Here is a 26,145-nt window from a genome sequence, read left to right as displayed (position 1 = left end):
TTAAAATACCATGTTGAGTCCACTCAGGTGCATTAGGGTGGTCGCAATGAAGGGGCGAGACAACCTGTAAGAAATGACAGTTGACGTTTATCTCTCCAGGAAAGCCACCAAAAACCAGAGCATAAACTGCTGTAAAAGTCTGATTTTTAAAGCGCAAAAAGCAGCGCAAACACATCGGACCACTTTACTGACATCCGCTGTATATATGGCCTCATGCGACATTATTTTGACCGCAACTGTCAAATCTGACAGGTAATTAAATCTGACATTTTTCCTCGTCAACTAATGACCAACAACACATTGGCGTCGTGTCATTTAAAATACATCAATGGGTCAATGCGAGTAATATCAGAAAAATCCTACAGGGATGGGCGCCCCATATTGAAAATAAAGCATCAGGGTAAAGCACCATATTTCATGGCCATGACATCAGGTTGGGGAAAATATCCATGACAGATGTAGGGAAAGCAGCTTGCCGCCCCTACAGCGCCGGCGTGCAACAGGTTCGCTGCGCGGCGTACCGCCCCCGTCACCGTGCGTCTAGCGGTGGCTCATGCTGCAATCGCTTTTCACCCAGGTGACTCGCCTCGTGGTCCGGCACTCACATGGGTTGGGAGGCGTTGACAGAGGCTGTGCTCAGGGTACGACTGGCATGAATTGGCCCCGGTTTCCCGGGGCAAGCGTGCATTACTTGCTGCTCTGGACTGTGGTGTAGCTGTTGATCAGATTGCGATAGTCGGGGATGTGGTTGGCGAACAGGGTACCCAGGCCTTCCACATCATTGCGCCAGTCGCGGTGCAGTTCACAGGCGGCCCCAAACCAGGTCATCAGCTGCGCCCCGGCGGATGACATCCGATCCCAGGCCGAGTGACGGGTGATCTCGTTGAAGGTCCCGGAGGCATCTGTGATGACAAACACCTCGTACCCTTCCTCTAGGGCGGACAGGGCCGGGAATGCCACGCACACCTCGGTGACTATGCCGGCGATGATCAGCTGCTTCTTGCCGGTGGCCTTGACCGCCTTGACGAACTCCTCGTTATCCCAGGCGTTGATCTGCCCGGGGCGGGCAATGTAAGGGGCATCCGGGAAGGTCTCCTTGAGCTCTGTCATCAGCGGGCCGTTGGGCCCGTTTTCGAAACTGGTGGTCAGTATGGTCGGCAGCTCGAAGTACTTGGCCAGCGCGGCCAGCGCCAGCACGTTGTTGCGAAACTTGTCCGGCTCTATGTCACGCACCAGCGAAGACAGCCCTGCCTGGTGATCCACCAGCAGTACGGCAGCGTTGTGCTTGTCGAGTTTGACGTAGGGTTTAGCCATGATGACTCTCCTTGGTTGTTGCGGGTATCAGCGCTGGGAATCCAGCACTTCGTTATGTTGCAGCACCTTGCGGCGCGCTCGATCAACGGCTGTCGGTCGATGGTTTTCAGCGCGTCAGCACCTGGACGCATTGTCTGCTTGTGCAGCATGCATTCCTGTTGCTGGGCCAGAGGCTCAGTGTCCTATCTGGCCAAAACGGCCACTGTTGTAGTCATTGATGGCCTGCACTATCTCTTCCTGGCTGTTCATCACGAAGGGGCCGTGGCCGACGATGGGTTCATCTAGGGGGGCGCCATTGAGCAGCAGCAGCGTGGTCTCCTCCTCGACCTCGATCACCAGTTTGCTGCCACGGCGCTCCATGACGGCCAGCTCGGCGGTGCGGACCGCGTGGCGGTTGCCGAGGCGAATGGCGCCTTTGAGCACAAAGAGGGCCGTGGTGTGCCCTGCTGGCAGTGCCAGCGTCACCTGATGATGGGCCTTCAGGCGCATGTCCCAGACGTTCATCGGGGTGAAGGTGCGGGCGGGGCCGCGGGTATCGCCGAACTGCCCGGCAATGATGCGAGCCTCTCCTGCGCCCTCTGGCAGTGCCACGCGAGGGATCTCGTTGGCGGTGATGCCCTGGTAGCCAGGAGCCGCCATCTTCTCTTTGGCGGGCAAGTTCACCCACAGCTGCACCATTTCGAAGGCGCCGCCCGTTCTGGCAAAGGCCGGGCTGTGGTACTCCTCGTGGATAAGGCCGGATGCGGCCGTCATCCATTGCACGTCACCCGGGCCTATGGTGCCGCCGCCCCCCGAGGAGTCCCTGTGGGAGACGCCCCCTTCATAGACGATGGTCACCGTCTCGAACCCGCGATGAGGGTGCTGGCCGACGCCAAGCTGATGGGAGGTGGCCGGGAAATTGGCCGGGCCCGCGTAGTCCATCAGCAGGAAGGGGGACATTTCCTCCGCGATATCCTGGTAGGAGAAGATGCTCCTGACCGGGAAGCCATCGCCGACCCAGTGCCTCTCGTTGCTGCGCTTGATAAATGCCAGTTCTTTCATCTCAATGCCTCCGTTGGATCAATGGACACAGTGTAGAAAGTCGCCATTTACCGGACTAGATGGTTAAATAAGAAAACACTTTCTAATGAGTTGGAAAATGGACTTCAATCAGATCGTCGTATTCGTCAAGGTGGTGCAAGCCGGCAGCTTCAGCGCGGCGGCGCGTCTGCTGGGGTTGCCGACCTCCACCGTCAGTCATCGGGTGGCCATGCTGGAGCAGCGTCTGGGCGTCACCCTATTGCAGCGAACCACCCGTCGGTTGCACCTGACCGATGCCGGGCAGATCTATTTCGACCACGCCTCGGCCGGCCTGGTGCATGTGCTTGATGCCGAGGCGGCGGTGACCGAAGCGCGGGAGGAGCCCTGCGGGCTGCTGCGGATCACGGCTCCCGTGGATATCGGCAACCGGATCCTGTCGTCCATCCTGGGGCAGATGCGCAGCCAGTGGCCAAAGGTCGACGTGGAGCTGGTGTTGATGAACCGCTACGTGGATCTGGTCGCAGAGGGCGTCGATGTGGCCATTCGCACCGGGCCTCTCAAGGACTCGACGCTGATCGCCAAGCAGGTGGGCATTGCGCGCTGGGCCCTGTTTGCGAGCCCCGATTACCTCGCCAGCGCCGGGATGCCAGATGCACCGCAGGCGCTGCGGCATCATGCCTGCCTGCAGTTCACGCCACTGGGCAAGGAGGCCTGGGTACTCCACGACGGGGTCGCCAACAGTGTGACCGTCTCTCTGGCCCGGCAGACACTGATCAACGATGTCGGCCTGATCATGACCATGGTGCAGACTGGCGGTGGGGTGGCCCTGCTGCCCTCCTACCTGTGTCGTCAGGCCTGCGAGGAGGGGAGTCTGGTGCCTGTCCTGCCCGAATGGCATGGCAAGGCGGATCCCATCCATCTCGTCTATCCCAGGCAACGCTTCATGGCCCCCAGGCTGCGCGCCTTCGTGGATCTGGCATCACGGGAGTTGCAAGAGTGGCTCGACTAGCATGCCTCCCATGGGTCGAACGACCAAAAAGCAGAATGGAGTGGCAGACATATCGCCGTTTGCCCTCTAAAGGCGGCCGCTCCCTCCCTATGTATTGAGGCAACGGCCAAGGGAGTACGGCCGATGGCGAGGGTATTCCATGGCTGGGAGGGGTGTTTTTCTTCCAAGGCGGTGGGCGCTACTCTGCCTGCGACCAAAGGGTCGCAGAGACAGCCCGAGTTGTGACGGTTTGACGGTTTGACGTTGAGCACTAGAAACCGGCGATGCTGAAGAAGAGCAGGATGATTGGAGGAAACCAGCAGGGATCCACTGCGAGAGCGGGCATCAAGACAAGGTGGATGACAAGAAGAGACAGAGAAGAGGAGTGATGATACCTGGCTGCGTTGCACAAACAGGTGGTGGTCCCACCAGCCACATCCCGGCACTCGAGTCCCCCACCTTGGCTGCTACCTTCCGGTCCTGACCAGGTCGACGGGTTATCAATGCGAGAGGACCAATGGGACCACCGGCGAGGAGAATAGGCAAACTGGCCGGTCAATGCAATGGCTTTCTGCCCTGCCGCGCCCCGACTGGCGGATTTTCCAGCAACCTGGGCAAAGAGTCGGCAATCTAGCTAAAAATCATGAATTTGGCGCCGACGCACAGCAGCAGCAGGGCAAATCCCTGGCGCAGACGCTGGGGAGAGAGGCGATGTGCCAACCGGGCGCCGAGCCGGGCAAACTGGGTACTGGTCAGCACTATGCCGAGCCAGGCGGGCAGATAGACATAGCCCAGGCTCCATTCTGGCAAGGCGGCATGACCCCAGCCGGCGTAGAGATAGCTCAGGCTCCCCGCCAGGGCGATGGGAATGCTGCCGGCCACCGAGACGGCCACCGCCTGCTTCATGGGCACGCTGTTCCAGGTGAGATAGGGTACGGTCAGGGAGCCGCCGCCGATGCCAAACATGGCGGAGAGCCAGCCAATCAGGGTGCCGGCGATGCCTGTTCCCACCGGGCCGGGCAGGTGCCGCTCCGCCTTGGGCCTCAGGTTGAGGCCCATTTGCAGCGCCATGGCCCAGGCGAAGCAGCCGATGATGAGATTGAGGGTGCCGGCGCTGAGCAGGTTGGCCGTCATGCCGCCGAGCCAGGCCCCCACCATCATGCCCCCCGCCAGCCGGCGAATGAGGGGCCACTGTACCACTCCCTTGCTGTAGTGCACCCGCAGGGAGCTCAGGCCGGTGAAGATCATGGTGAGCATGGAGGTGCCAAGGGCCAGGTGGGTCACTATCTCGCCGGGAATGCCCTGGGCATGAAAACTCACCACCAGCACGGGCACTATGATGAGGCCGCCTCCTATGCCAAACAGCCCCCCCAATATGCCCGCAAAGGCTCCCAGCAACAGATAACCCAGAAACAGCATCTCGTGTCCTTGTGACCAGCCCAGGCGGCCGTCCGGCTGGACGACGGCCTGGGCAAAAAAAAGAGGTGGCCCAGGGGCCACCTCGCTATTGTGCCGACTAACTCAGAGGAATGGTACCGTCCATCACCTTGTAGAAGGCCAGCACGGCAAACCCCAGCAGGGCCGCCGTCATCCCTTGCTCCAGCCGGTTGAGGCCACGCAGGCCATGGTGCTGACGCGCCTTCCAGTAGATGAAGATGCCCGGACTGTAGAGCAGGGCCACCAGCAGCAGGTACTCGATCCCGGCGGCATAGACCAGCCAGCAGCCGTAGCCGGTGGCCACCAGGGCCAGCAGCATGTCCCGTTTGCGCTGATGGGGCTGGCCCTGATAGGTCTGGCCGCTCAGGGCCAATTTGAGACCATAGGCGCCGGAGAAGACGTAAGGCACCAGGGCCGCGGCCGTGGTGATGTTGACCAGGGCCAGATAGGTACTGCTCTGGAAATAGATGATGATGAGGAAGGCCTGCACCAGGCAGGTGGAGCACCAGAGAGCGACGCTGGGAGAGCCCCGTTCGTTCTCCCGGGCGAACCAGGCCGGAAAGACCCCTGTCTTGCCGGCGATGAAGGGCACCTCAGCCGCCAGCACTGTCCAGCTCAGCAAGGCCCCCATCACGGAGATCACCAGACCTATGTTGATGAGCCAGGCGCCCCAGGGGCCGACCACGGCCTCCAGTATCATGGCGGTGGAGGGATTTTTCAGGGTCGCCAGTTCGGGTTGGCTCATCACCCCCAGGGAGAAGAGGGTGACCATGACGTAGAGGGTCAGGGCACCGAGCAGGGCCAGCACGGTGGCACGCCCCACGTCCTTGCGATGGCGGGCCCGGGCCGACACCACCACGGCCCCCTCGATCCCGATGAAGACCCAAAGGGTCACCTTCATGGTGGATTTGACCTGCTCCATCACGGAGCCAAGCTCGCTATTGCCCTGGCCCCAGATATCCAGGGTGAAGGTATCCAGATTGAAGGCGAGCAGCACGGCGACGCAGAACACGATGAGGGGCACCATCTTGGCGATGGTGGTCACTATGTTGACCAGGGCCGCCACCTGTACCCCCCGCAGCACCAGGGCGTGTACCGACCAGATGAGCAGGGAGGCGAGCGTGATGGCGATCGGGGTGTTGCCATCGCCGAAGATGACCCTGTCAGGGGTGTCGAAGAAGTAGCTCAGGGCGCTGAACACCACCACGGCATAGGAGACGTTGGCCAGCAGCTGGCAGATCCAGTAGCCCCAGGCGGCGTTGAAGCCGACGAAGTCGCCGAAACCGGCCTTGGCATAGCTGAAGATGCCGCCATCGAGATCCGGGCGACGCAGGGAGAGGGTCTGATAGACCAGGGCCAGGCAGATCATGCCAAGCCCGGTGATGGTCCAGCCCAGGGCCACGGCCCCGACGCTGGCATGGGCGGCGATATTCTGCGGCAGGCTGAACACCCCCGCCCCTATCATGGAGCCGATCACCAGGGAGATGAGCGCACCGAGCCCGAGTTTCTTGTCCATCGCTATCCTGTTGCTTGTCTGGGCGGCGGTTGAGGATCCCTGCTCAATTCGACTCGCATCATCTGGGAGCGACTATCCCTGCCCCTGAAAAAGGCGGCAACTATATTGCATGACTATACGGCTCGCAATCCTTCGCCATATCAATCGTTGACCACCTTGACCGGGCGCAATTTTACAGAAGTACGGGGATCGGCGTGTGAGCTGGGTCAAACTCTGCCGGATTGGGGTCAGATCCCGCCATTTTTTCCCTCTGCACGCCCCATGGCATGGCTGCATGGCCATGCAGATGGCGCCCACTGCAAATGACGACGGGGAGCCCAGGGCTCCCCATCGCTGGCCGCCTGTGGCCGTCTTGGGCTAGAGCCGCAGGCCGCCGTCCAGCTCTATCATGCGTCCGGAGAGATAGTCGTTGCCGAGAATGAAGGCCACCGCATCGGCCAGCTGATCGGCCTCCCCCAGGCGAGCCGCGGGGATCGCTTGCAGCATGCGATCCATGGCCTCGGGTTTCATGGCCGCCGTCATCTCGGTGGCGAACACCCCGGGGGCTATGCCCATCACCCGGATGCCGTGGCGCGCCAGCTCCCGCGCCCAGGTCACCACCAGGGCCGCCACCCCCGCCTTGCTGGCGGCATAGTTGCTCTGCCCCATGTTGCCGGCCCGGGCGATGGATGAGATGTTGATGATGACCCCTCCCTCGCCGTGGCGCGCCATCAGGGCCGCCCCCTCGCGGCCGCACAGGAAGGTGCCGGTCAGATTGACGTCGATCACCGCCTGCCACTGGGCCAGGCTCATCTTCCCCACCAGCTCTCCCCCTTTCACCTTGATCAGCATGCCGTCCCGCAGGATCCCGGCGCAGTTGACGAGGCCGGCAAGGGAACCCAGGTGCTGGATGGCGGCAAAGCTCGCCTCCACCTCCTGCTCGTCGGCCACGTTGCAGACATGGAGCGAGCAGACTCCGCCCCGGCTCTGCAGCTCGGCCTCGGTGATCTCAAGATCCGCCCGGTTGACATCGATCAGGGCCAGCCTGGCCCCCCGTGCCGCCAATGCCAGGGCGATGGCTCGCCCCAGTCCCCGCCCCGCCCCTGTCACGGCGATCAGCTTGTTGTTCAGTTCCATCTCGGCTCCTCCTTGTCTCTGTCGACGGGCCCGCGGCGGCCCGCCCCTTGGCCATCTCGCCTCACTCGGGTTCCCGATAGAGGTTGAGGATGCTGGAGAAATCCCTCTCCCCCTCCCCCCGGCTGGCGTGCAGGTTGAACAGGTTGCGGGCCAGGGCCCCCAGGGGGACGGCGCTGTGGGCATGCTCGGCCAGGGCCATGGCCAGCCCAAGGTCTTTCACCATGAGCCGGGTCATGAAGCCTCCCTCATACCCGCGCGATGCGGGCACCTTCTCCATCACCCCGGGCCAGGGATTGTAGCGTTCCAGGCTCCAGTTGCTGCCCGAGCTCTTGGCCATGATGCCGGAGAGCACGGCCGGATCCAGCCCCTCCTTCACCCCCAGCGCCAGGGCCTCCGCGGTGCCCGCCATCTGGATGGCGAGCAGCATGTTGTTGCACATCTTGGCGATCTGGCCCGCCCCCAGGGCCCCGGCATGGAACAGGTTCTGCCCCATGTGGGCCAGGATGGGCTTGGCCGCCTCGAAATCGGCACGCTCGCCACCGACGATGAAGGTGAGGGTACCGGCCGCGGCCCCGGCCACCCCGCCGGAGACGGGGGCATCGATGAAGCGATGGCCCAGGGCCCGGGCGGCCTCCCCCACGGCGCGGGCCGAGGCCACGTCTATGGTGGAGCAGTCGATGACCAGGGTGTCCGGGCTCAGGGCCGCCAGCAGGCCGTTGCCCACTATGTCCCCAGATCCCGTGCCGAGCCAGAGTCCCACCACATGCTCCCCGGCGGGCAGCATGCTGATCACCAGATCGCAGCCCGCGACCGCCTGGGCGGCGCTGGCGGCGCAATGACAACCCGCCTGCCCGGCGGCGATAAGATGATCGGGCAGCAGATCGAACACCTGCACCCTCAGCCCCGCCCTGGCCAGGTTGGCCGCCATGGGCCCCCCCATGTTGCCAAGGCCGATAAACCCTACCCCTGTGATCATGATGCTCTCCCTTGCTTGTCCGTTTGTTCCTTCAGCTCACGCCACAACGGGTTGTCAGTCTCTCCCGCCAGGGCCGGCCAGCGATAGAAGTCCGCGATCCCGTCCAGGGCCTGGGGTCCCTGCCAGTGAGGCTCCTTGTCCTTGTCGATGAGCAGCGCCCTGACCCCTTCGATAAAATCGCCCCTGAGCACGCAGTTCACCGACAGGGTCAGCTCCTCGGCGAAGGCCTCGGCCAGGGAGAGGTGACGCCCCTGCCAATACTGGCGCCACAGCAAGGCCCGGCTCAAGGGACTGCCGCCGCGGCAGGTCTCACGCTGCTGGGCCAGCGCCCCCTCCAGGGGGGCCTCGAACAGGCGGGCCAATACCCCTTCCAGGCTGAGGCCTGCCAGCAAGGCATCAATCTGATCCCGACAGGGCAGCAAGAGGGGGGGCGGCAGGGTCGCCTGATCCGCCAGGGCGGCAAAGCACAACGCCAGCGCATCATCCAGGGCCTCGCCCTCCTGTTGCCAGTCCAGCGCCAGCAGCGACGCCATCAGGCGCGGGCGATCGGTGCGGGCCAGGGCCCAGTCCGCCAGCCCCAGCCCCAGGGCATCGGCGCCGTTGCAGCGGGCCCCGGTGAGGCCGAGCCAGAGCCCGAGCCGCCCGGGCAGGCGGCTCAGCCACCAGCTCGCCCCCACGTCGGGGTAGAGGCCTATGCTCACCTCCGGCATGGCCAGCAGACTCGATTCCGTGACCAGCCGAAAACGGGCCCCCGCCAGCAGTCCCATGCCCCCCCCCATGCAGATGCCGTTGGCGAGGCAGACAAGGGGCTTGCCATACTGGTGGATCAACAGGTCGAGCCGGTACTCCTGCAAGAAGAAGTCCCGCGCATAGCGAAACAGCTCGCCATCGCTCATGCGCTGGCGCTCATGGTAGAAGGAGCGAATATCCCCCCCGGCGCAAAATGCCTTCTCCCCTGCCCCCTCCAGCAGCACGGCGCACACCCGGGGATCTTGCTCCCAGTCGCGCAGGTGCCGAGTCAGGGCCTGGATCATCGGCAGGCTCAAGGCATTGAGGGAGGCGGGGCTGTCCAGGGTCAACACCCCGAGCCATCGTCCATCCCGGGTCGGCAACCGCTCTGCCCGGACTCCCTCTCTCATCTCAGACGTCATCGATACCCCCTCATCCTGGCTGCTGGCTCGGTTCATTGCGCTCGCTTGTCGCCCCATAACGCCAGCGCGGCGCCCGTTTCTCGAGAAAGGCGGCCACCCCCTCCCGCTGATTGGGGTCTTCGAAGAGACGAAGAAAGAGGGTACGTTCCATGGGCAGGGCCTCATCCCTGGGGCGACGGCGCCCCTCGTTGATGAGCTGCTTGCAGGCACGCAGGGCGGCCGGGCTCTGGCGCTCGGCATGGGCCGCCATCTGGCGCGCCGCCTCCCAGGCGCGACCCACCTTGACCACCTCCTCCACCAGGCCAATCTGATAGGCCAGGGTGGCATCCACCTTCTCGCCGCACAGTATCATCCGCTTGGCCCAGCCCGGCCCCACCAGCTCGGTCAGGCGCTGGGTGCCGCCGGCGCAGGGCAGCAGGCCCACCGACGCCTCCGGCAGCCCCATGATGGCCTGCTGCTCGGCGATGCGAATGTCGCAGGCCAGCGCCACCTCCAGGCCCCCTCCCATGGCAAAGCCATTGATGGCGGCGATACTGACCCCGTGAAAGCGGGCCAGGGCCTCGAACGCCTCGCCAAAGGCCTGGGCCACCTGCTCGGCATGCTGGCTATCGCTATCGGCAAACATCTTGAGATCGGCGCCGGCGCAGAAAAACTTGTCGCCGGCCCCGCGCACGACCAGGGCCACTATCTCGGGTTTGCCATCGAGTTCGGCCATCATCTGCACGAAGGCGCGCAGGCTGGCCAGGGTCCAGGTGTTGGCGGGGGGATGGTCGAGGGTGATGTAGGCCACGTGGCCGTGATATTCGAGCTGTATCCTCGTCATGGGATCATCCTTGTGTGTAGGCGGCATCTGGCGCCCCTCATTCCAGGATCAGGGAAGGGTTCGCCAGCAGGCGGCGAGCGATGATGAGTCGCATCACCTCGTTGGTTCCCTCCAGAATGCGATGGACCCGGGTGTCACGCAGGTAGCGTTCGAGCGGGTATTCGCGGATATAACCATAGCCGCCAAAGAGTTGCAGGGCCTCGTCGCAGACCCGATAACCCACGTCCGTGGCCAGACGCTTGGCCATGGCGCACCAGGCGCTCTTGTCCGGGCTGCCGCCATCGAGCCTGTCGGCAGCCTGGCGCACCAGCAGGCGGGCGGCGGCAAGCTCGGTGGCCATGTCCGCCAGACGAAACTGCACGCTCTGGAATTCGCCGATGGGATGACCAAATTGCTGACGCTGCTGTACATGGGCCAGGGCGTCATCCAGCGCCTGCTGGGCGGTGCCCACCGAGCAGCTGGCGATGTTGATGCGCCCGCCATCCAGGGCCTGCATGGCGAACCTGAACCCTTCTCCCTCCTCCCCCAGCCGGTAGCGGGCGGGAATGCGCACGGCGCTGAAATTCACCTCCCGGGTCGGCTGGCTGTGCCAGCCCATCTTCTCCTCCGCCTTGCCGTAGCTCACACCCGGCGTATCGGCGGGCACCATAAAGGCAGATATCCCCTTGGCCCCCTCCCCTCCGGTGCGGGCCATCACCACCAGCACGTCCGTGCTGCCCGCCCCCGAGATGAACACCTTGCTGCCCTCGATGAGGTAATCGTCACCCTCGCGCACCGCCCGGGTCTTGAGGGCGGCGGCATCCGATCCCGCCCCCGGTTCGGTGAGACAATACGAGCCCAGCAGCTCGCCGCAGCTAAGCCTTGGCACCCACTCTGCGGCCACCTCACTCGGCAGCCAGCTGCCCAGCATCCAGCTCACCATGTTGTGGATGGTGAGGTAGGCCGTGGTGGAGGTGCAGCCCATGGCCAGACGCTCGAAGATGAGGCTGGCATCGAGCCGTGACAGGCCAAGACCGCCGTACTGCTCCGGGGTGTAGAGGCCGCAAAAGCCCAGCGCCGCCGCCTCCCTGATGGTGGGGATGGGGAACTCGTGCTCCCTGTCCCAGCGGGCGGCATTGGGCTTGAGCGCCTCGTTGGCAAAGGCGGTAGCGGCCTCGCAGTAGGCGCGCTGATCCTCGGTCAGATTGAAATTCATGGGCAGCTCGCCTCCTTCAGCGCAGATTGATGGTCATGTTGGGGCCGGTGGGTATGTCTTCATCGAACCAGCGTTCGGTCACCGTCTTGGTCTCGGTGTAGAAGCGCACCGCCTGCTTGCCGTAGGCATGCAGATCCCCGTAGAAGGAGCCGCGCCAGCCGGTGAAGGAGAAGAAGGGCAGCGGCACCGGGATGGGGACATTGATGCCCACCTGGCCCACCGCCACCTCGTGGCGAAACTTGCGGGCCGCTGCGCCGCAGCCGGTGAAGAGGGAGGTGCCGTTGCCATAGGGGTTGGCGTTGATGAGGGCGAGCGCCTCGTCCAGGCTCTCCACCTCCAGGCAGGCGAGCACGGGGCCGAAGATCTCCTCTTGATAGATGCGCATCTCGGGGGTGACGCCGCGAAACAGGGTGGGCCCCACCCAGTTGCCCACCGGGTAGCCCGGCACCTGGCACAGGGTGCCATCGAGCAGGCATTCGGCCCCCTCCTGCTTGCCGGCCTCGATCAGGTTCTCCACCCGCACCCTGGCCTCCGGGCTGATGAGGGGGCCATAGGCTGCTTGCGGATCGTCCCACACCCCGGGTCTGACCCTGGCAAACTCGGCGGCGAGATCCGGGATCCACTCCCTCGCGCTCCCCACGAACACCGCCACGCTGATGGCCATGCAGCGCTGACCGGCGGCCCCCACCCCGGCCCCCACCAGGTTGCCGAGCACTTGCGCCTTGTTGGCATCCGGCATGATCACCATGTGGTTCTTGGCGCCGACGAAACACTGGGCCCGCTTGAGGTGGTCGGTGGCGGTGCGATAGACGTGGGCCCCGACCCGCGCCGAGCCCACGAAGCTCACCGCCTTCACGTCCGGGTGGGCGAGCAGCGCATCCACCTGCTCGGCGCCGCCGTGCACCACGCTGAGAATGCCTGGGGGGGCCCCCGCCTCGGTAAACAGCTCGGCCAGGCGCATGGGGGTGAGGGGATCCTGCTCGGAGGGCTTGAGCACGAAGCCGTTGCCGCAGGCCACCGCCAGGGGAAACATCCACAGCGGTATCATGGCCGGGAAGTTGAACGGCGTGATGCCGACGCAGACCCCGAGCGGCTGCACCCAGGAGTGGCCATCCACCCGGCGCGCCACATTGCCCATGGTCTCCCCCATCATCTGGCTGGCGACGCCGCAGGCCTGCTCCACCACCTCGATGCCGCGCCACACATCCCCCCTGGCATCGGCGAAGTTCTTGCCGGTCTCCTGGGCCAGCAGGGTCGCCAGCTCGTCGTGATGCTGTTTCAGCAGGTGCTGATAGTTGAACATGACCCGGGCCCGCTCGGGGGCCGGCACCTCTCGCCACAGCAGATAGGCGTCGTGAGCGGCCCGCACCGCCAGATCCACCTCCTCGGCCGTGGCCCTGGGGGCGCGCGCCAGCAGGCTCTGATCCGCCGGATTGGTCACCTCGATCCACTGATCCGTGGTCGAGGCGTGGGGCCCGCCATGGATATAGAGCGGCAGATCCCCGTACAAGGTGGCATGGCTGGTCATCTTCCTCACTCCTTTGAGTCTTGTTCGCCGAATGGGTGGCAGGGGCTGGCACGGCGGCGCCCCTCGCTTGCCCGGAATTTACCTTAGACTAACAATTGATTTACGTTTACGCTAACGTAAACTTATTCGAGTGATGGACTGACCAGTTTGGCCCCTGCCTGAACCCATACGGGGCCCATTGACCCCCCCCCCCTTCAACGAGGAGAGCAAGGATGCACACAGTGATGGACGAGACCCTGTGCGCCCTGACCGAGCAGGTCGAGGCCTTCTGCCAGAAAGTGATCGCGCCGCGGGCCGCCGAGATTGACCAGAGCAACAGCTTCCCCCGGGATCTCTGGCCCCAAATGGGTGAGCTGGGACTGCACGGCATCACGGTGGCGGAGTCCTGTGGCGGAGTGGATTTGGGCTATCTCGCCCACGTGCTGGTGATGGAGCAGGTGAGCCGCGCCAGCGCCTCGGTCGGCCTCTCCTACGGCGCCCACTCCAACCTCTGCATCAACCAGATCCACCGCCACGGCACCGACGCCCAGAAGACTCGTTACCTGCCCGATCTGGTGAGCGGCAAACAGGTGGGAGCGCTGGCCATGAGCGAGCCGGGGGCCGGCTCAGACGTGGTCAGCATGCGGCTGACCGCAGTGCGCGAGGGGGATCACTATGTGCTGAACGGCAACAAGATGTGGATCACCAATGGGCCGGATGCGGACACCTTCGTCATCTATGCCAAGACGGATCCCGCTGCCGGGGCCAAGGGGATCTCCGCCTTCATCGTCGAGGCGGGCACCCCGGGGTTTTCCACCGCCCAGAAGCTCGACAAGCTCGGCATGCGCGGCTCCAGCACCTGCGAGCTGGTGTTCGAGGATTGCCCCGTGCCAGCAGAGAACCTGCTGGGCGCCCTGCACGGCGGGGCCCGGGTGCTGATGAGCGGCCTCGACTACGAGCGGGTGGTGCTGGCCGCCGGCCCCCTTGGCATCATGCAGGCCTGCATGGATGTGGTGCTCCCCTATGTGCGCGAGCGCAAGCAGTTCGGCCAGGCCATCGGCGAGTTTCAGCTGGTTCAGGGCAAGCTCGCCGACATGTATACCCGCCTTGCCAGCAGCCGCGCCCTGGTCTATTCGGTGGCAAGCGCCTGCGACAAGGGCCGCACCAGCCGCAAGGATTGCGCCGCCGCCATCCTGTTTGCCGCCGAGAACGCCACCCAGATGGCGCTCGATGCCATCCAGCTGCTCGGCGGCAACGGCTATATCAACGAATACCCCACGGGCCGCCTGCTGCGGGACGCCAAGCTCTACGAGATAGGAGCAGGCACCTCGGAGATCCGCCGCTGGCTCATCGGCCGCGAGCTGATGGGAGATAACCCATGATGTTGCTCCCTTTGTCACCTGCCATCGGCAACAACAACCAGATGGGGGAGAACCCATGAGCCAGATCCACTCCCGCCTGGATACCACCAGCGCCGAGTTTGCCGCCAATCGGGCCGCCATGCAGGCCCTGGTGGCCGATCTCGATGCCTGCCTCGCCGAGATAGCCCAGGGCGGGGGCGCGGCCAACAATGCCCGCCATCAGGGGCGCGGCAAGCTGCTGCCCAGAGAGCGCATCAATCGGCTGCTGGACCCCGGCTCCCCCTTCCTCGAGCTCTCGGCCCTGGCCGCCTGGCAGGTCTATGACGACCCCGTGCCCGCCGCCGGCATCATCACGGGGCTTGGCCAGATTGCGGGTCGGCTCTGCCTGCTGGTGGTGAACGACGCCACCGTCAAGGGGGGCACCTACTACCCGCTCACGGTGAAAAAGCACCTGCGCGCCCAGGCCATCGCCGAGCGGCTGCGCCTCCCCTGCCTCTATCTGGTGGATTCCGGCGGCGCCTTCTTGCCCATGCAGGACGAGGTGTTCCCCGATCGGGACCATTTTGGCCGCATCTTCTACAACCAGGCCCGCATGTCGGCCCAGAACATCCCCCAGCTCGCCGTGGTGATGGGGCTGTGCACCGCAGGGGGCGCCTATGTGCCCGCCATGGCGGATGAATCCATCATGGTCAGGGAACAGGCCACCATTTTTCTGGCGGGCCCGCCCCTGGTCAAGGCCGCCACCGGCGAGGAGATCAGCGCCGAGGCTCTGGGGGGCGCCCTGGTGCACTGCGCCCACTCCGGGGTGGCGGACCACCTGGCCGAGGACGATGCCCATGCCCTGGCCATCGCCCGCACCCTGGTGAGCAATCTGGGGGAAAACACGGCTTCGGAGTTCGCGCCCCGCAACCCAGGCTACGACGAGCCCCTCTACCCCATAGAGGAGCTCTACGGCCTGGTGGGTACCAGCCTCAAGCGCGCCTATGACGCCCGGGAGCTCATCGCCCGCCTGGTGGATGGCTCTGTGCTGGACGAGTTCAAGGCCCTGTTCGGCACCACGCTCGTCACCGGGTTTGCCCGCATCCAGGGCATGCCGGTGGGGATCCTCGCCAACAACGGCGTGCTCCACAGCGACAGCGCCCAGAAGGGGGCCCACTTCATCCAGCTGTGCAACAAGCGCGCCATTCCCCTGCTGTTTTTGCAGAACATCACCGGCTTTATGGTGGGCAGCCAGGCGGAAAAGGAGGGGATCGCCAAGCATGGCGCCAAGCTGGTCACCGCCGTCGCCTGCAGCCGGGTGCCCAAGATCACCCTGATCGTCGGCGGCAGCTTTGGCGCCGGCAACTACGGCATGTGCGGCCGCGCCTATGAGCCCGATTTTCTGTTCAGTTGGCCGGGCAGCCGCATCTCCGTCATGGGGGGCGAGCAGGCCGCCAACGTGCTGGTACAGGTACGGCGGGACAAGCTGGCGGCCGAGGGCAAATCCCTGAGCGAGCAGGAGGCGGACGCCATGCGCGCCCCCGTCATCGCGCAGTACGAGCGCCAGGGCCACCCCTACTACGCCAGCGCCAGGCTCTGGGATGACGGCGTCATCGATCCCGCCCAGAGCCGCACCGTGCTGGCCCTGGCCCTGGCCGCCTGCCAGGGGGCCGAGACAGGCCCGGAACAGTACGGCATCTTCCGGATGTAAGGAGTTAACATGTCCGACCCACTGTGCAATGACCCCCTGGCCGGTTGTCGCCTTGAGCGCCACGGTCCGCTGGTTGAGCTGGTGCTGGCGCGCCCCGCCCGCCACAACGCGCTGGACGCCGCGCTGATGCAGGGCTTGCTCGATTGCCTGAGGGAGCTGGCCCACGGCCAGCCCGAGGCCGACCGCCCCCATGCCCTGCTGCTGCGGGCCGAGGGCAGGCACTTTTGCGCCGGCGCCGATCTCAACTGGATGCGCAAGATGGCCGAGGGGGAGTTCGACCCCGCAGCCTTCGACAAGAATCGCGAGGATGCCCGGGTGCTGGCGCACCTGATGCAAGCCCTGGACGAGCTGCCCTTCCCCACCGTGGCCCTGGTGCAGGGGGCAGCCTATGGCGGAGCGCTGGGTCTGCTCTGTGCCTGTGACATAGTGCTGGCCAGCGAGGACGCCCGCTTCTGCCTCTCCGAGGTGACCCTGGGGCTGGTGCCTGCGGTGATCAGCCCCTATGTGGTGCGCGCCATGGGGATGCGCCAGGCCCGCCGCTACATGCTGAGCGCCGAGCCCTTCGATGCCATCACCGCCTGCCGCCTCAACGTGGCGCACCGGCTCTGTGCGCCTGAGACGCTGCTCTCTGAGGGACGGGCCCTCGGCATGCGTCTTTGCCGCAACGGCCCACAGGCGATGAAGGAGACCAAGCGGCTGCTGGCCGCCATCGAACACCAGCCCGGCCATCAGCACGAAGAGAGAACCGTCGAGACCATCGCCCGGGTGCGGGTCGGCCTCGAGGCCCAGGAGGGGATCCAGGCCTTCTTCGACAAGCGCCCCCCCAGCTGGCGCCCCCGTTTCAAGGATGAGACATGACTCAATACCAGCCCATCAAGCGCCTGCTGATTGCCAATAGAGGCGAAATTGCCGTGCGCATCATCCAGACCGCGCGCCGCCTCGGCATTCACACCATCGCCCTCTACTCGGACGCCGACGCCAGCGCCATGCATGTGCGGCAAGCCGACGAGGCCTGGCATCTGGGGCCCGCCCCGGCCCGGGAGAGCTACCTCGACACCGACAAGGTGCTGCGCATCGCCCAGCAGACCAACGCCGATGCCATCCACCCCGGCTACGGTTTTCTGTCGGAAAACAGCGACTTTGCCAACGCCTGCGCCGGACAGGGATTGCGCTTCATCGGCCCGAGCGGCGCCGCCATCCTCGCCATGGGGGACAAGTCTGGCGCCAAGACGCTGATGGAGGCGGCCGGGGTGCCGGTACTGCCCGGCTATCACGGCGCGGATCAGCGTCCCGACACGTTGCGCCATCAGGCGAGCCTGGTGGGCTTTCCGCTGCTCATCAAGGCCGCCAGCGGTGGCGGCGGCAAGGGGATGCGCCGGGTCGAGCAGATTGGCGAATTTGACGCGGCGCTGGCGGCGGTCAAGCGGGAGGCCAGCGCCGCCTTCGGGGATGACAACGTGCTGCTGGAGCGCTATCTCCCCCGCGCCCGCCACGTGGAGGTGCAGATCTTCGCCGATACCCTGGGCCATGCCATCTATCTGGGGGACAGGGACTGCTCCTTGCAGCGCCGCCACCAGAAGGTGATCGAAGAGGCCCCCGCCCCCGACATAGCCCCGGCACTTCGCCGCGCCATGGGCGAGGCCGCCGTGGCCGCCGCCCGGGCCATCGACTATGTGGGGGCCGGCACCATCGAGTTTCTGCTGTGCGGGGACGAGTTCTTCTTCATGGAGATGAACACCCGGCTGCAGGTGGAGCACCCGGTCACCGAGGCCGTCACCGGCCAGGATCTGGTGGCCTGGCAGCTGGCGGTCGCCGAGGGCCAACCGCTGCCCCTCACCCAGGAGGAGGTGGTGCTGCGCGGCCATGGGGTGGAGGCGCGCCTCTACGCCGAGGACGTAGAGGCCGGTTTCTTGCCAGCGAGCGGCCCCATCCATTGGCTCCACTGGCCACAGGGGGTGCGCATCGATACCGGTGTGAGCGCCGGTGACGCGGTGAGCCCCTATTACGATCCCATGATCGCCAAGCTGATCGCCCACGGCCAGAGCCGCGCCGAGGCCTTCGCCAGACTGGCCGATGCCCTGGCGGCCCTGAGCCTCGGTCCCCTGGTGCACAATGGCCCGCTCTTGCTGCGCCTGTGCCAGGAGCCGGACGTGCTGGCCATGGCGCACCACACCCAGTGGCCCATTCCGACCGAGCCCCTGGCCATACCGGACCTCGCCTGGCCGCTCGCCACCCTCTGGCTCGCCAGTCGCACCGGCCCCTCCCCCTGGCAGCAGGCCCCCGGTTTTCGGCTCGGCCCGGACCTCAGCCTGACGGCGGCGGTACGGATCGGCGAGGAGGCCCGGGTGCTGACCCTGATCGGACGTACGGGCCTGCTCACCTGGCAAGGGCAAGAGTATCCCTATGAGCTGCACGCGGATCATCTCCGCCTGCTGCGATCGGGCCGCTGGCTACGCTGCCCCGTCACACCGGCGGCAGACGGGGCCTGGGTGCTGCAACTCGAGGGCCGCCGCATTCCCTTCGCAACCGATGATCACCGCCATCAGCACCATGATGATCACCAGGCCCCGGGTTCCCAGGGGGCGAGCGCCCCCATGCATGGCCTGGTAGTGGCCCTGCTGGTCGAGGCCGGGCAATCCGTCAGCCGGGGGCAACCCCTGCTGGTGATGGAGGCCATGAAGATGGAACATCAGGTGCGCGCCGAGCAGGATGGGGTGATCGCCGAGCTGCTCTGCCAGGTGGGGCAGCAGATCAGTCAGGGCGCCTCCCTGGTGCGCTTTCAAGACGCGGCCCGGGAGGGCGCCGAGCCAGCAGCCACAGAGCAGGAGAGCGCATGAAGAGTCACCATGAGGAGGCAAGATGACGCACATCATTGAGGGCGATGACAGGGTCAGCCTGGTCGAGATGGGACCGAGGGACGGCCTGCAGAACGAGGCCGTCCGCCTCACCCTGCCCCAGAAGCGAGAGCTGATCACCCGGCTCGCGGCCAGCGGCCTGCAGCGGATCGAGGTAGGGGCCTTCGTCTCCCCCAGGCGAGTGCCACAGATGGCGGACTCCGCCGAACTGCTGGCCATGCTGCCCCGCCAAGGCCCGGTCCGTTATGGCGCCCTGGTGCCCAACCTGCAAGGTCTGCAGGCGGCGATCCAGGCCAGAGTCGACGAGATTGGCCTCTTCACCGCCTGCTCCGACGGCTTCACCCGCGCCAACATCGGCATCGGCGTGGAGGAGTCACTGGTACGCTTCGCCCCCCTGGTGGCAGAGGCCCGTCACCTCGGCATCAAGGTGCGCGGCTATCTTTCCACCGTCATCGCCTGCCCGTTCGACGGACCCACCTCCCCCAAGCGGGTGGCCGCCGTGGCCGAACGCCTGCTGGATCTGGGCTGCCACGAGATCTCCCTCGGGGACACCACTGGGGTCGGTACCCTGGGCACCGTAGTCCCCATGCTCGATGCGGTGCTGAGGGAGATCCCGGCTGGGCGCCTCGCGGTGCATTTTCATGACACCTATGGCCAGGCCCTGACCAACCTGATCCCCGCCCTGGAGCGGGGCATCCGCACCATAGACAGCTCGGTGGCCGGGCTAGGCGGCTGCCCCTATGCCCCCGGGGCCTCGGGCAACGTCGCCTCGGAGGAGGTGGTCTATCTGCTACAGGGCCTTGGCATGAGCACCGGGGTCAAGCTGGACGCCCTGGCCGCCACCGGCCAGTGGGTGAGCGAGCAGCTCGGCCGTCCCAACGGCTCCCGGGTAGGGCGGGCCCTGTCCGCCCGAAGAACGGGTCATACCGTGGACACCCAGGAGGGGAACTGCCATGCCACATGATCACGCAGGCAAGGAGGTCACCTACAGCATCTCCGAGCTGGCCCAGGAGTTTGATATCACGGCCCGCACCATCCGCTACTACGAGGACGAGGGGCTCATCTCGCCGACCCGGGAGGGCCAGAACCGCATCTACAGCCACAAGGACAAGATCCGGCTGAAACTTACCCTGCGCGGCAAGCGGCTCGGCTTCAGCCTGGCGGAGATCCGCGAGCTGTTTGACATGTATGACACCGACCGCTCCAGCCGTACCCAGCTGCTCTCCATGGTGCAGTTGATAGAGGCCAAGCGCGAGGCCCTGCGCCAGCAGCAAGAAGATATCCAGATGGTGCTGGCCGAGCTGGAGGCGGCGGAGCGCCGCTGCAGCGGCGCCCTGGATCTGCTGGCGGCTCGGGACGGCCAGCCCCGCAGCCAGACCTCTTGACCGCCCCGGGGACAGGGCAGGCCATGGCTTTTACTTCCCCCTGGCGACTGGCGGTGATCCCTGTCGTTGAAGCTATGATGCAACGCTCCTGGCGGCCCTGTCATTGCATCCTGCCTTTCCCTCGGCGGCTGGCAATGCGCCCCTGGCGCTGACGGGATGGCTTCGGTGCCGCACACTAGCCTATGCCTCCCTATCCCCCATTGGATCTAGGGTCCATTGCTCGGGGCAAGCAGCTCAATGTCATCAGCCACGCTTTTCCTCGTGCCCGGCGCCGCCCCCTCGTCATGGCGCCAATTTTCCCGCACCCTGGCGACTGGCGACACCTTCGCACTGGATGGCCCAGAATACAGCGCCCCGTCGCGCTCCCCCGGCGCCGCCCTCTCTGCCCCATCACCCCTGCTGCTGACGTACATTGCTGGCGCAGATGATATGACCCCAGGCCCTCTCCCCCACTCTGACGACGGAGCCCACTGGCCTATTGCTGGCTGAGGTGTCCTCTGGTCCAGGCCTCTTTCATGCTGATGGCGGGTTCCTTCCCCGGGGCTGGCGGCAGCGCATTGTGGTTTTTAACGCCTCTAGTTTGATGGCATATCTGATTGAAAAACATGCAGGAATCCCAAGGGCACGGCTGTGCAGAGCCGGGCCCCGGGCTCTGGTTCTCTAGGCATTCACCACCAAGGGAGAGTGAAAGGGCCCTTTATCCCGATTTCCCCTGGCAACTCATCGCCGGGCAAGGGTCTGAACCGCCTGCTGGCGAGGCTGATCTGCACGCTTCTGCGCGGCTGACGGTATGCTGAGGACAAGACAAGGGGCCAGACGAGCCATACCCGGAACGAAACAGGCCAGGGGCGTGCCTGGGCATGGCTTTCCCGTTGCGGACGAACACAAAAAAATAACCTAAAAAACGCTTTTCATTTACCAGATAACTACCAGTTTTCCACGACTTCTTGCCATTCTGGTCCGAGTTGCAGTTTTTTTATCATTAATCCCCCCTCCCCCCTTGCGAGGGCGTGGGGCCCTGCCTAAAATCCCGCGTCCTTTGATCAACCCCCCACCTCTATCTTTTGGAGAACACCAAGTGAGCGAAAAATTGGCCAACCCTGCCCCTCTGGGTCTGATGGGTTTCGGTATGACCACCATTCTGCTGAACATCCATAACGCAGGTTTCTTCCCCATCAGCGCCATGATCCTGGCCATGGGTCTGTGCTATGGCGGTCTGGCCCAGATCATCGCCGGCATCATGGAGTACAAGCGTGGCAACACCTTCGGTGTCACCGCCTTCATCTCCTACGGCACCTTCTGGTGGAGCCTGGTGTTCCTGCTGGTCATGCCGACCATGGGTCTGGCCGACGCCACGCCCCACGCCTACATGGGCTGGTATCTGCTGATGTGGGGCATGTTCACCCTGTTCATGCTGATCGGGACCGTCAACTTCCCCCGCGTGAAGCAGTTCGTGTTCGCCTCCCTGACCGTGCTCTTCTTCCTGCTGGCCGCCCGTGACTTCACCGGCAGCACCCTGATCGGCACCATCGCCGGTTTCGAAGGGATCATCTGTGGCGCCAGCGCCATCTACCTGGCCATGGCTACCGTGATCAACGAGCAGTTCGGTCGCACCGTGCTTCCCATCGGCGAGCAGAAGAAAGCCGCTACCGCCCAGCTCAAGGCTGCCGCGTAAGCTGCACCGCTCAAGCCAGACAGTCTGATGTGAAAAAGGCACCCTCGGGTGCCTTTTTGTTTTTGTGCCGCCCAGGCCAGCGCTCTGTCAGCCAGTGCCCTCGGGATCCCCCGCCAGCCATCGGGTGGCCGGGAAGCGAGTGGCGGGCTCCTGGCCGTAGAAGCGGGCGAGCTGCTGGTAAACGGCAGGATAGACGGCGCGAAGGCGCAGGGGATCGGTGAAGAAGCTCTCGCTGCACACCGCGAAGAACTCGGCGGGATGGGAGGCAGCATAAGGGTCTATCTGCGTCACCTCCCCCCTGGTCAGCTGGTCGTTCATCTCGTCGAACGCGCACTGCAGCGCCCGGGTCCATTGCCGCTGATCCATGCCGCTTGGGAGCGGCGGCGCCCCGTCGGCCTCCCCTCCCAGCATGTCGAGCTTGTGGGCCAGCTCGTGAATGATCAGGTTGTAGCCATCCCAGTCACCGTCTTGCTGCAACTCGCTCCAGGCCAGCACCAGAGGTCCCTGGGGCCAGGCCTCCCCGGCGTTCTCCTCTTCAAACTCGCTGACCAGACCAAACTCGTCCTGCACCTGCTGACGGCGGGAGACGGGTTCGGGAATGATGATGATCTCGTGAAAGCCGCGATACCACTCCAGGCCCAGGGCCAGCCCCGGCAGGGCAGCTTGCAGGGCGAGGATACGGCGCTGCCGCTCGCTGAGCTCGACCCCGATCAGGGTCCAGCTCTTGCGGGCGAGCAGTCGTTCGGCCAGGGCCACCAGCCGTGCCCCCTCCCCCTCGCTCAGTCCCTGCAAGATAGGAATGGCCGAGAGCGACTCACGCCACTCCTCCCCCATCACGGTGCCCGATGTGCGGGCATCCGCCCTGGATTTGCACTGACTCGGTGCAGCCAACCGCCGGCTTAGCCAGCGACCGACGCGGGTCCCTGCCCACCATGATGCAACTCCCACTGCTCGACTCCTCTTCATGTTGCCGTGACGACCAGGGATTTGACGAAACGCCTGGGTTTGTCCAGATAGCCCTGACCCAGATAAAAATGGTGGGCCTGCTCCCGATGCAGGCTGCTGGAAAGCTCCATCTGACCACAGCCGGCCGAGCGGGCCAACGCCTCGGCCGCCGCCAGCAAGGCGGCTCCGATCCCCAGGCCCCGCGCCTGCTCATCGACCACCAGGGCCGAGATGAGGCCCCAGCCGCTGGCCAGGTGGAGCGGGCGCAACAGGTGGAGCACCAGGACGCCCACCACCCTGTCCCTCTCCACGGCCACCAGCACCCGGCGTTCGGGTTCGTCCTCGGCCAGGGCCGCAGCCAGTCGCCTGGTCTCCTGCTCATAACCAAGCTGCCCCAGCAACCTGGCCACCGCCTCGACATCCTCACCGCACACAGTGCGGATCAGTCCGGCCCCTCGAGTCGCGTCTTGCTGCTCTTTCATGGTTGGCCCCAAATTTGCTTAATCACTGCCAAGGTACTGTTTCAGGAGAAAATAACCCAGTTAACCCCACCGGTATAGCCCAGTGATCAGGCCCGACACCACTACCAGTTCACAAATTGGCAACATGATCGCAAATTTCACTGGGAAGCGCCGAAACAAGTCGATATGTTAGACGCCTCGGCCAATGCCGACAGCAGAAATGACCAAATAACAAGCATCGAGTGGGCAAAAGCCCGCCATGAGACCCACAACAAAGGAGTTGTTGTACATGAACGAGATCGTGAATGCCATCAATGGCGTGATTTGGAGCCCTGCGCTCATCTATCTGTGCCTGGGGGTCGGCCTCTACTTCTCCCTGCGCAGCCGTTTTTTGCAACTGCGTCACCTCAAAGGCATGATCCGCCTGATGTTCAAGGGAAAATCCAACGACGCCGGGGTCTCTTCCTTCCAGGCGCTCTCCATGACCCTGGCGGGCCGGGTCGGTACCGGTAACATCGCCGGTGTCGCCACCGCCATCACCTTCGGTGGCCCGGGCGCCCTGTTCTGGATGTGGATGGTGGCCTTCCTCGGCGCCAGCTCCGCCTTCGTCGAATCCACCCTGGGTCAGGTCTACAAGGAGAAGATCAACGGTGAGTATCGCGGCGGCCCCGCCTTCTACATCGAGAAGGGCCTGGGCATGAGCTGGTACGCCTGGATCTTCGCCATCGCCACCATCTTCGCCTGCGGCGTCTTGCTGCCAGGGGTACAGGCAAACTCCATCGGTTCCAGCCTGCAGACCGCCTTTGATATCAGCCCCAACGTCACCGCGGCCGTGCTGGCCCTGCTGCTGGGCTTCATCATCTTCGGCGGCGTCAAGCGCATCGCTCACTTCGCCAGTACCGTGGTGCCCTTCATGGCGCTGGGCTACATCATCGTCGCCTGCGTCATCATCGCCCTCAACATAGGCCAGCTGCCCTCCATCATTCTGCTGATCTGGAAGAGCGCCTTCGGTCTGGAAGCCGGTTTCGGTGCCATTCTGGGTCTGGCCATCATGTGGGGCGTCAAGCGCGGCGTCTACTCCAACGAAGCGGCCCAGGGCACCGGCCCCCACGCCTCTTCCGCGGCGGCGGTGAGCCACCCGGCCAAGCAGGGTCTGGTGCAGGCGTTCTCCGTCTACATCGACACCCTGTTCGTCTGCTCCGCCACCGGCTTCATGCTGCTGATCACCGGCCTGTACAACGTACAAGGGCCGGATGGCGCCGCCATCTACACCGGCATCGCCGGCATTGCCGCAGGCCCTGGCTATGTGCAGACGGCCATGGAGAGCATGATGCCAGGCTTTGGCAACTACTTCGTCGCCATCGCCCTGTTCTTCTTCGCCTTTACCACCATCGTCGCCTACTACTACATTGCCGAAACCAACATCGCCTTCATCAACCGCAAGATCCGCCGCCCCTGGCTCACCTTCCTGCTGAAGATCGCCCTGATGGCCGCCACAGTGTACGGTACCGTCAAGACCGCCGATCTGGCCTGGGGTCTGGGTGACATTGGCGTCGGTCTGATGGCCTGGCTCAACATCGTCGCCATCTTGCTGCTGCAAAAGACCGCCTTCGTCTGCCTCAAGGACTACGAGGCCCAGCTGGCACAAGGGGTTGACCCCGTGTTCCACCCGGAGAAACTGGGGATCAAGAACGCGGACTACTGGATCGACAACCGTGCCGAAGTGAACCTGATGCGCGAGAACACGGGTCACCCCTTCGAGGCGGATCCCGATACCATCGCCAAATAAGCACACGTACACCACCATCAAAAATGGCAGCCTCGGCTGCCATTTTCTTTTCCTGCTCCTGCTCAGAGGGCGTTGCGACGCGGCCCGAACCGCAGCCGCCAGCGCAGCAGGCTGTTGAGGGTGGCCCGCCACTGGTTGGGGCGCCCCAGGATCTGCTTTTGCAGCCGGGTCTCCTCCTTCAGCATCACCTCGTCGCTACGGGCCCAGGCTTGATGGTAGAGTCGCTTGATCCCCGCCAGCGCATCCGGCGACTTGGTGATCAGAGTGCGGGCAAAGGCGCGCGCCTCGGCCAGGGGATCCTCGCACACCCGGCTCACCAGCCCGAGCGCCCTGGCCTCGGTGGCCTCCAGCTCGCGGCCGCTCATGGCCAGCGCCATGGCGCTGTCCACCCCCATCAGGTTGCGCAGGGTGACGCTGCCGCTCATGTCGGGGATGATGCCCCACTTGATCTCCATCACAGAGAAGCGGCAATCCGGGGTGCTGAAACGAAAATCGGCCCCGAGCGCAATCTGCAGACCGCCGCCGAAACAGACCCCCTGGGTCACCGCAATCACCGGCACCGGCAGCTGATGCCAGCCGTACGCCACCCGCTGGGCCAGGTTGGTCGCCTCGTCCGCCTCGCGTTTGAGGATATCGAGGGCCGCCACCGGCTGCTTCAGCATGGATTTCACATCCAGCCCGGCGCAAAAGCCCCGCCCCTCGCCGCGCAGGATCACCGCCCGCAAGCCGCGCGTCTGCTGCAACTGCTCCAGCGTCTGCGCCAGCGCCCGGAACATGGCCAGATCCAGGGCGTTGAGCTTGTCCGGGCGCGTCAGCGCCACCTCGGCGATGCCCTCATCGAAGGTGAGGCTCACCCTGGGCCGGCCCGATATGGGCGCCCTTGCTGTCATTTCCATGGGTCATCCTTGTCGTGGAAACTGGTCGAACCACTAGACTAAGCG

22 protein-coding genes and 1 other RNA gene are annotated in these 26,145 nt (G+C 64.8%); 9 read left to right on the top strand and 14 right to left on the bottom strand.

Translation table 11 applies throughout. The features are described from left to right. Positions 1 to 687 precede the first annotated feature (687 nt). Together ycaC and BN1119_RS08945 are read right to left on the bottom strand one after the other, a co-directional pair. Positions 688 to 1,314: an isochorismate family cysteine hydrolase YcaC gene (ycaC, locus tag BN1119_RS08950; protein ID WP_041996811.1), complete on the bottom strand. Its 627-nt coding sequence runs from the start codon at positions 1,312 to 1,314 to the stop codon at positions 688 to 690. A gap of 174 nt (positions 1,315 to 1,488) precedes the next feature. Further along, positions 1,489 to 2,355: a pirin family protein gene (locus BN1119_RS08945; RefSeq protein WP_041996809.1), complete on the bottom strand. Its 867-nt coding sequence runs from the start codon at positions 2,353 to 2,355 to the stop codon at positions 1,489 to 1,491. Between the two features lie 97 nt (positions 2,356 to 2,452). Between BN1119_RS08945 and BN1119_RS08940 the strand changes: the two genes are divergently transcribed. Beyond that, a complete protein-coding gene (locus BN1119_RS08940) occupies positions 2,453 to 3,343 on the top strand; it encodes a LysR family transcriptional regulator (RefSeq protein WP_041996806.1) in 891 nt (296 codons plus the stop codon). A 402-nt stretch (positions 3,344 to 3,745) separates the two neighbouring features. Here the strand turns inward: BN1119_RS08940 and ffs are convergent. The 9 genes from ffs to BN1119_RS08900 all read right to left on the bottom strand — a co-directional run bounded on the left by ffs (position 3,746) and on the right by BN1119_RS08900 (position 13,064). Continuing rightward, positions 3,746 to 3,842: signal recognition particle sRNA small type (gene ffs / locus BN1119_RS19950), an RNA gene on the bottom strand. A gap of 110 nt (positions 3,843 to 3,952) precedes the next feature. Next, positions 3,953 to 4,741 (bottom strand): sulfite exporter TauE/SafE family protein, encoded by a 789-nt coding sequence (locus BN1119_RS08935; RefSeq protein ID WP_041996805.1) that lies wholly within the window; start codon positions 4,739 to 4,741, stop codon positions 3,953 to 3,955. Between the two features lie 97 nt (positions 4,742 to 4,838). Continuing rightward, positions 4,839 to 6,275: a basic amino acid/polyamine antiporter gene (locus BN1119_RS08930; RefSeq protein WP_041996802.1), complete on the bottom strand. Its 1,437-nt coding sequence runs from the start codon at positions 6,273 to 6,275 to the stop codon at positions 4,839 to 4,841. A gap of 357 nt (positions 6,276 to 6,632) precedes the next feature. Further along, positions 6,633 to 7,391, bottom strand: coding sequence for an SDR family NAD(P)-dependent oxidoreductase (locus BN1119_RS08925; RefSeq protein WP_041996799.1), 759 nt, complete (start codon positions 7,389 to 7,391; stop codon positions 6,633 to 6,635). Between the two features lie 61 nt (positions 7,392 to 7,452). Further along, on the bottom strand, positions 7,453 to 8,364 hold the full coding sequence (mmsB, locus tag BN1119_RS08920) for a 3-hydroxyisobutyrate dehydrogenase (RefSeq protein ID WP_041997183.1): 912 nt from the start codon (positions 8,362 to 8,364) through the stop codon (positions 7,453 to 7,455). Continuing rightward, positions 8,364 to 9,506, bottom strand: coding sequence for an enoyl-CoA hydratase/isomerase family protein (locus tag BN1119_RS08915; protein ID WP_041996797.1), 1,143 nt, complete (start codon positions 9,504 to 9,506; stop codon positions 8,364 to 8,366). Before BN1119_RS08915 ends, mmsB begins: the two co-directional genes overlap by 1 nt. A gap of 22 nt (positions 9,507 to 9,528) precedes the next feature. After that, positions 9,529 to 10,341 (bottom strand): enoyl-CoA hydratase, encoded by an 813-nt coding sequence (locus BN1119_RS08910; protein WP_041996794.1) that lies wholly within the window; start codon positions 10,339 to 10,341, stop codon positions 9,529 to 9,531. A 37-nt stretch (positions 10,342 to 10,378) separates the two neighbouring features. Further along, positions 10,379 to 11,536, bottom strand: a complete 1,158-nt coding sequence (locus BN1119_RS08905) for an acyl-CoA dehydrogenase family protein (RefSeq protein ID WP_041996792.1) — start codon at positions 11,534 to 11,536, stop codon at positions 10,379 to 10,381. A 16-nt stretch (positions 11,537 to 11,552) separates the two neighbouring features. Beyond that, on the bottom strand, positions 11,553 to 13,064 hold the full coding sequence (locus BN1119_RS08900; RefSeq protein WP_041996790.1) for a CoA-acylating methylmalonate-semialdehyde dehydrogenase: 1,512 nt from the start codon (positions 13,062 to 13,064) through the stop codon (positions 11,553 to 11,555). 212 nt (positions 13,065 to 13,276) lie between these two features. On the opposite strand from BN1119_RS08900, the gene BN1119_RS08895 reads away from it, so the two are divergent. From BN1119_RS08895 to BN1119_RS08865, 7 genes are all read left to right on the top strand, one after another. After that, positions 13,277 to 14,425 (top strand): isovaleryl-CoA dehydrogenase, encoded by a 1,149-nt coding sequence (locus BN1119_RS08895; protein ID WP_041996789.1) that lies wholly within the window; start codon positions 13,277 to 13,279, stop codon positions 14,423 to 14,425. A gap of 55 nt (positions 14,426 to 14,480) precedes the next feature. Further along, positions 14,481 to 16,094, top strand: coding sequence for a carboxyl transferase domain-containing protein (locus tag BN1119_RS08890; RefSeq protein WP_041996785.1), 1,614 nt, complete (start codon positions 14,481 to 14,483; stop codon positions 16,092 to 16,094). Between the two features lie 9 nt (positions 16,095 to 16,103). Continuing rightward, on the top strand, positions 16,104 to 16,952 hold the full coding sequence (locus tag BN1119_RS08885) for an enoyl-CoA hydratase-related protein (RefSeq protein WP_041996783.1): 849 nt from the start codon (positions 16,104 to 16,106) through the stop codon (positions 16,950 to 16,952). Continuing rightward, on the top strand, positions 16,949 to 18,931 hold the full coding sequence (locus tag BN1119_RS08880; protein WP_041996780.1) for an acetyl/propionyl/methylcrotonyl-CoA carboxylase subunit alpha: 1,983 nt from the start codon (positions 16,949 to 16,951) through the stop codon (positions 18,929 to 18,931). The genes BN1119_RS08885 and BN1119_RS08880 overlap by 4 nt, the downstream gene beginning before the upstream one ends. A 22-nt stretch (positions 18,932 to 18,953) precedes the next feature. Further along, on the top strand, positions 18,954 to 19,913 hold the full coding sequence (locus BN1119_RS08875) for a hydroxymethylglutaryl-CoA lyase (RefSeq protein ID WP_041996777.1): 960 nt from the start codon (positions 18,954 to 18,956) through the stop codon (positions 19,911 to 19,913). Further along, positions 19,903 to 20,334, top strand: a complete 432-nt coding sequence (locus BN1119_RS08870) for a MerR family transcriptional regulator (RefSeq protein ID WP_041996775.1) — start codon at positions 19,903 to 19,905, stop codon at positions 20,332 to 20,334. The genes BN1119_RS08875 and BN1119_RS08870 overlap by 11 nt, the downstream gene beginning before the upstream one ends. 1,078 nt (positions 20,335 to 21,412) lie before the next feature. Then, complete coding sequence (locus BN1119_RS08865; protein ID WP_041996773.1) at positions 21,413 to 22,009, top strand: acetate uptake transporter; 597 nt, start codon at positions 21,413 to 21,415, stop codon at positions 22,007 to 22,009. Between the two features lie 87 nt (positions 22,010 to 22,096). Here the strand turns inward: BN1119_RS08865 and BN1119_RS08860 are convergent, their stop codons facing one another. Further along, complete coding sequence (locus BN1119_RS08860; protein ID WP_041996771.1) at positions 22,097 to 22,843, bottom strand: M90 family metallopeptidase; 747 nt, start codon at positions 22,841 to 22,843, stop codon at positions 22,097 to 22,099. Between the two features lie 128 nt (positions 22,844 to 22,971). Next, positions 22,972 to 23,436, bottom strand: a complete 465-nt coding sequence (locus BN1119_RS08855; RefSeq protein ID WP_084205376.1) for a GNAT family N-acetyltransferase — start codon at positions 23,434 to 23,436, stop codon at positions 22,972 to 22,974. Positions 23,437 to 23,704: 268 nt separating this feature from the next. On the opposite strand from BN1119_RS08855, the gene BN1119_RS08850 reads away from it, so the two are divergent. After that, positions 23,705 to 25,204: an alanine/glycine:cation symporter family protein gene (locus BN1119_RS08850; RefSeq protein ID WP_041996768.1), complete on the top strand. Its 1,500-nt coding sequence runs from the start codon at positions 23,705 to 23,707 to the stop codon at positions 25,202 to 25,204. 62 nt (positions 25,205 to 25,266) lie between these two features. Here BN1119_RS08850 and BN1119_RS08845 read toward each other — a convergent pair whose 3' ends face one another. Next, positions 25,267 to 26,100 (bottom strand): crotonase/enoyl-CoA hydratase family protein, encoded by an 834-nt coding sequence (locus BN1119_RS08845; protein ID WP_167335465.1) that lies wholly within the window; start codon positions 26,098 to 26,100, stop codon positions 25,267 to 25,269. Between the last annotated feature and the right edge of the window lie 45 nt (positions 26,101 to 26,145).

The sequence above is a fragment of the Aeromonas bivalvium genome (genome assembly GCF_000819765.1).
GTDB classification, from domain to species: domain Bacteria; phylum Pseudomonadota; class Gammaproteobacteria; order Enterobacterales; family Aeromonadaceae; genus Aeromonas; species Aeromonas bivalvium.
Note: the sequence above shows the minus strand (reverse complement) of the source record. Positions and strands in the feature narration are given on the sequence as shown.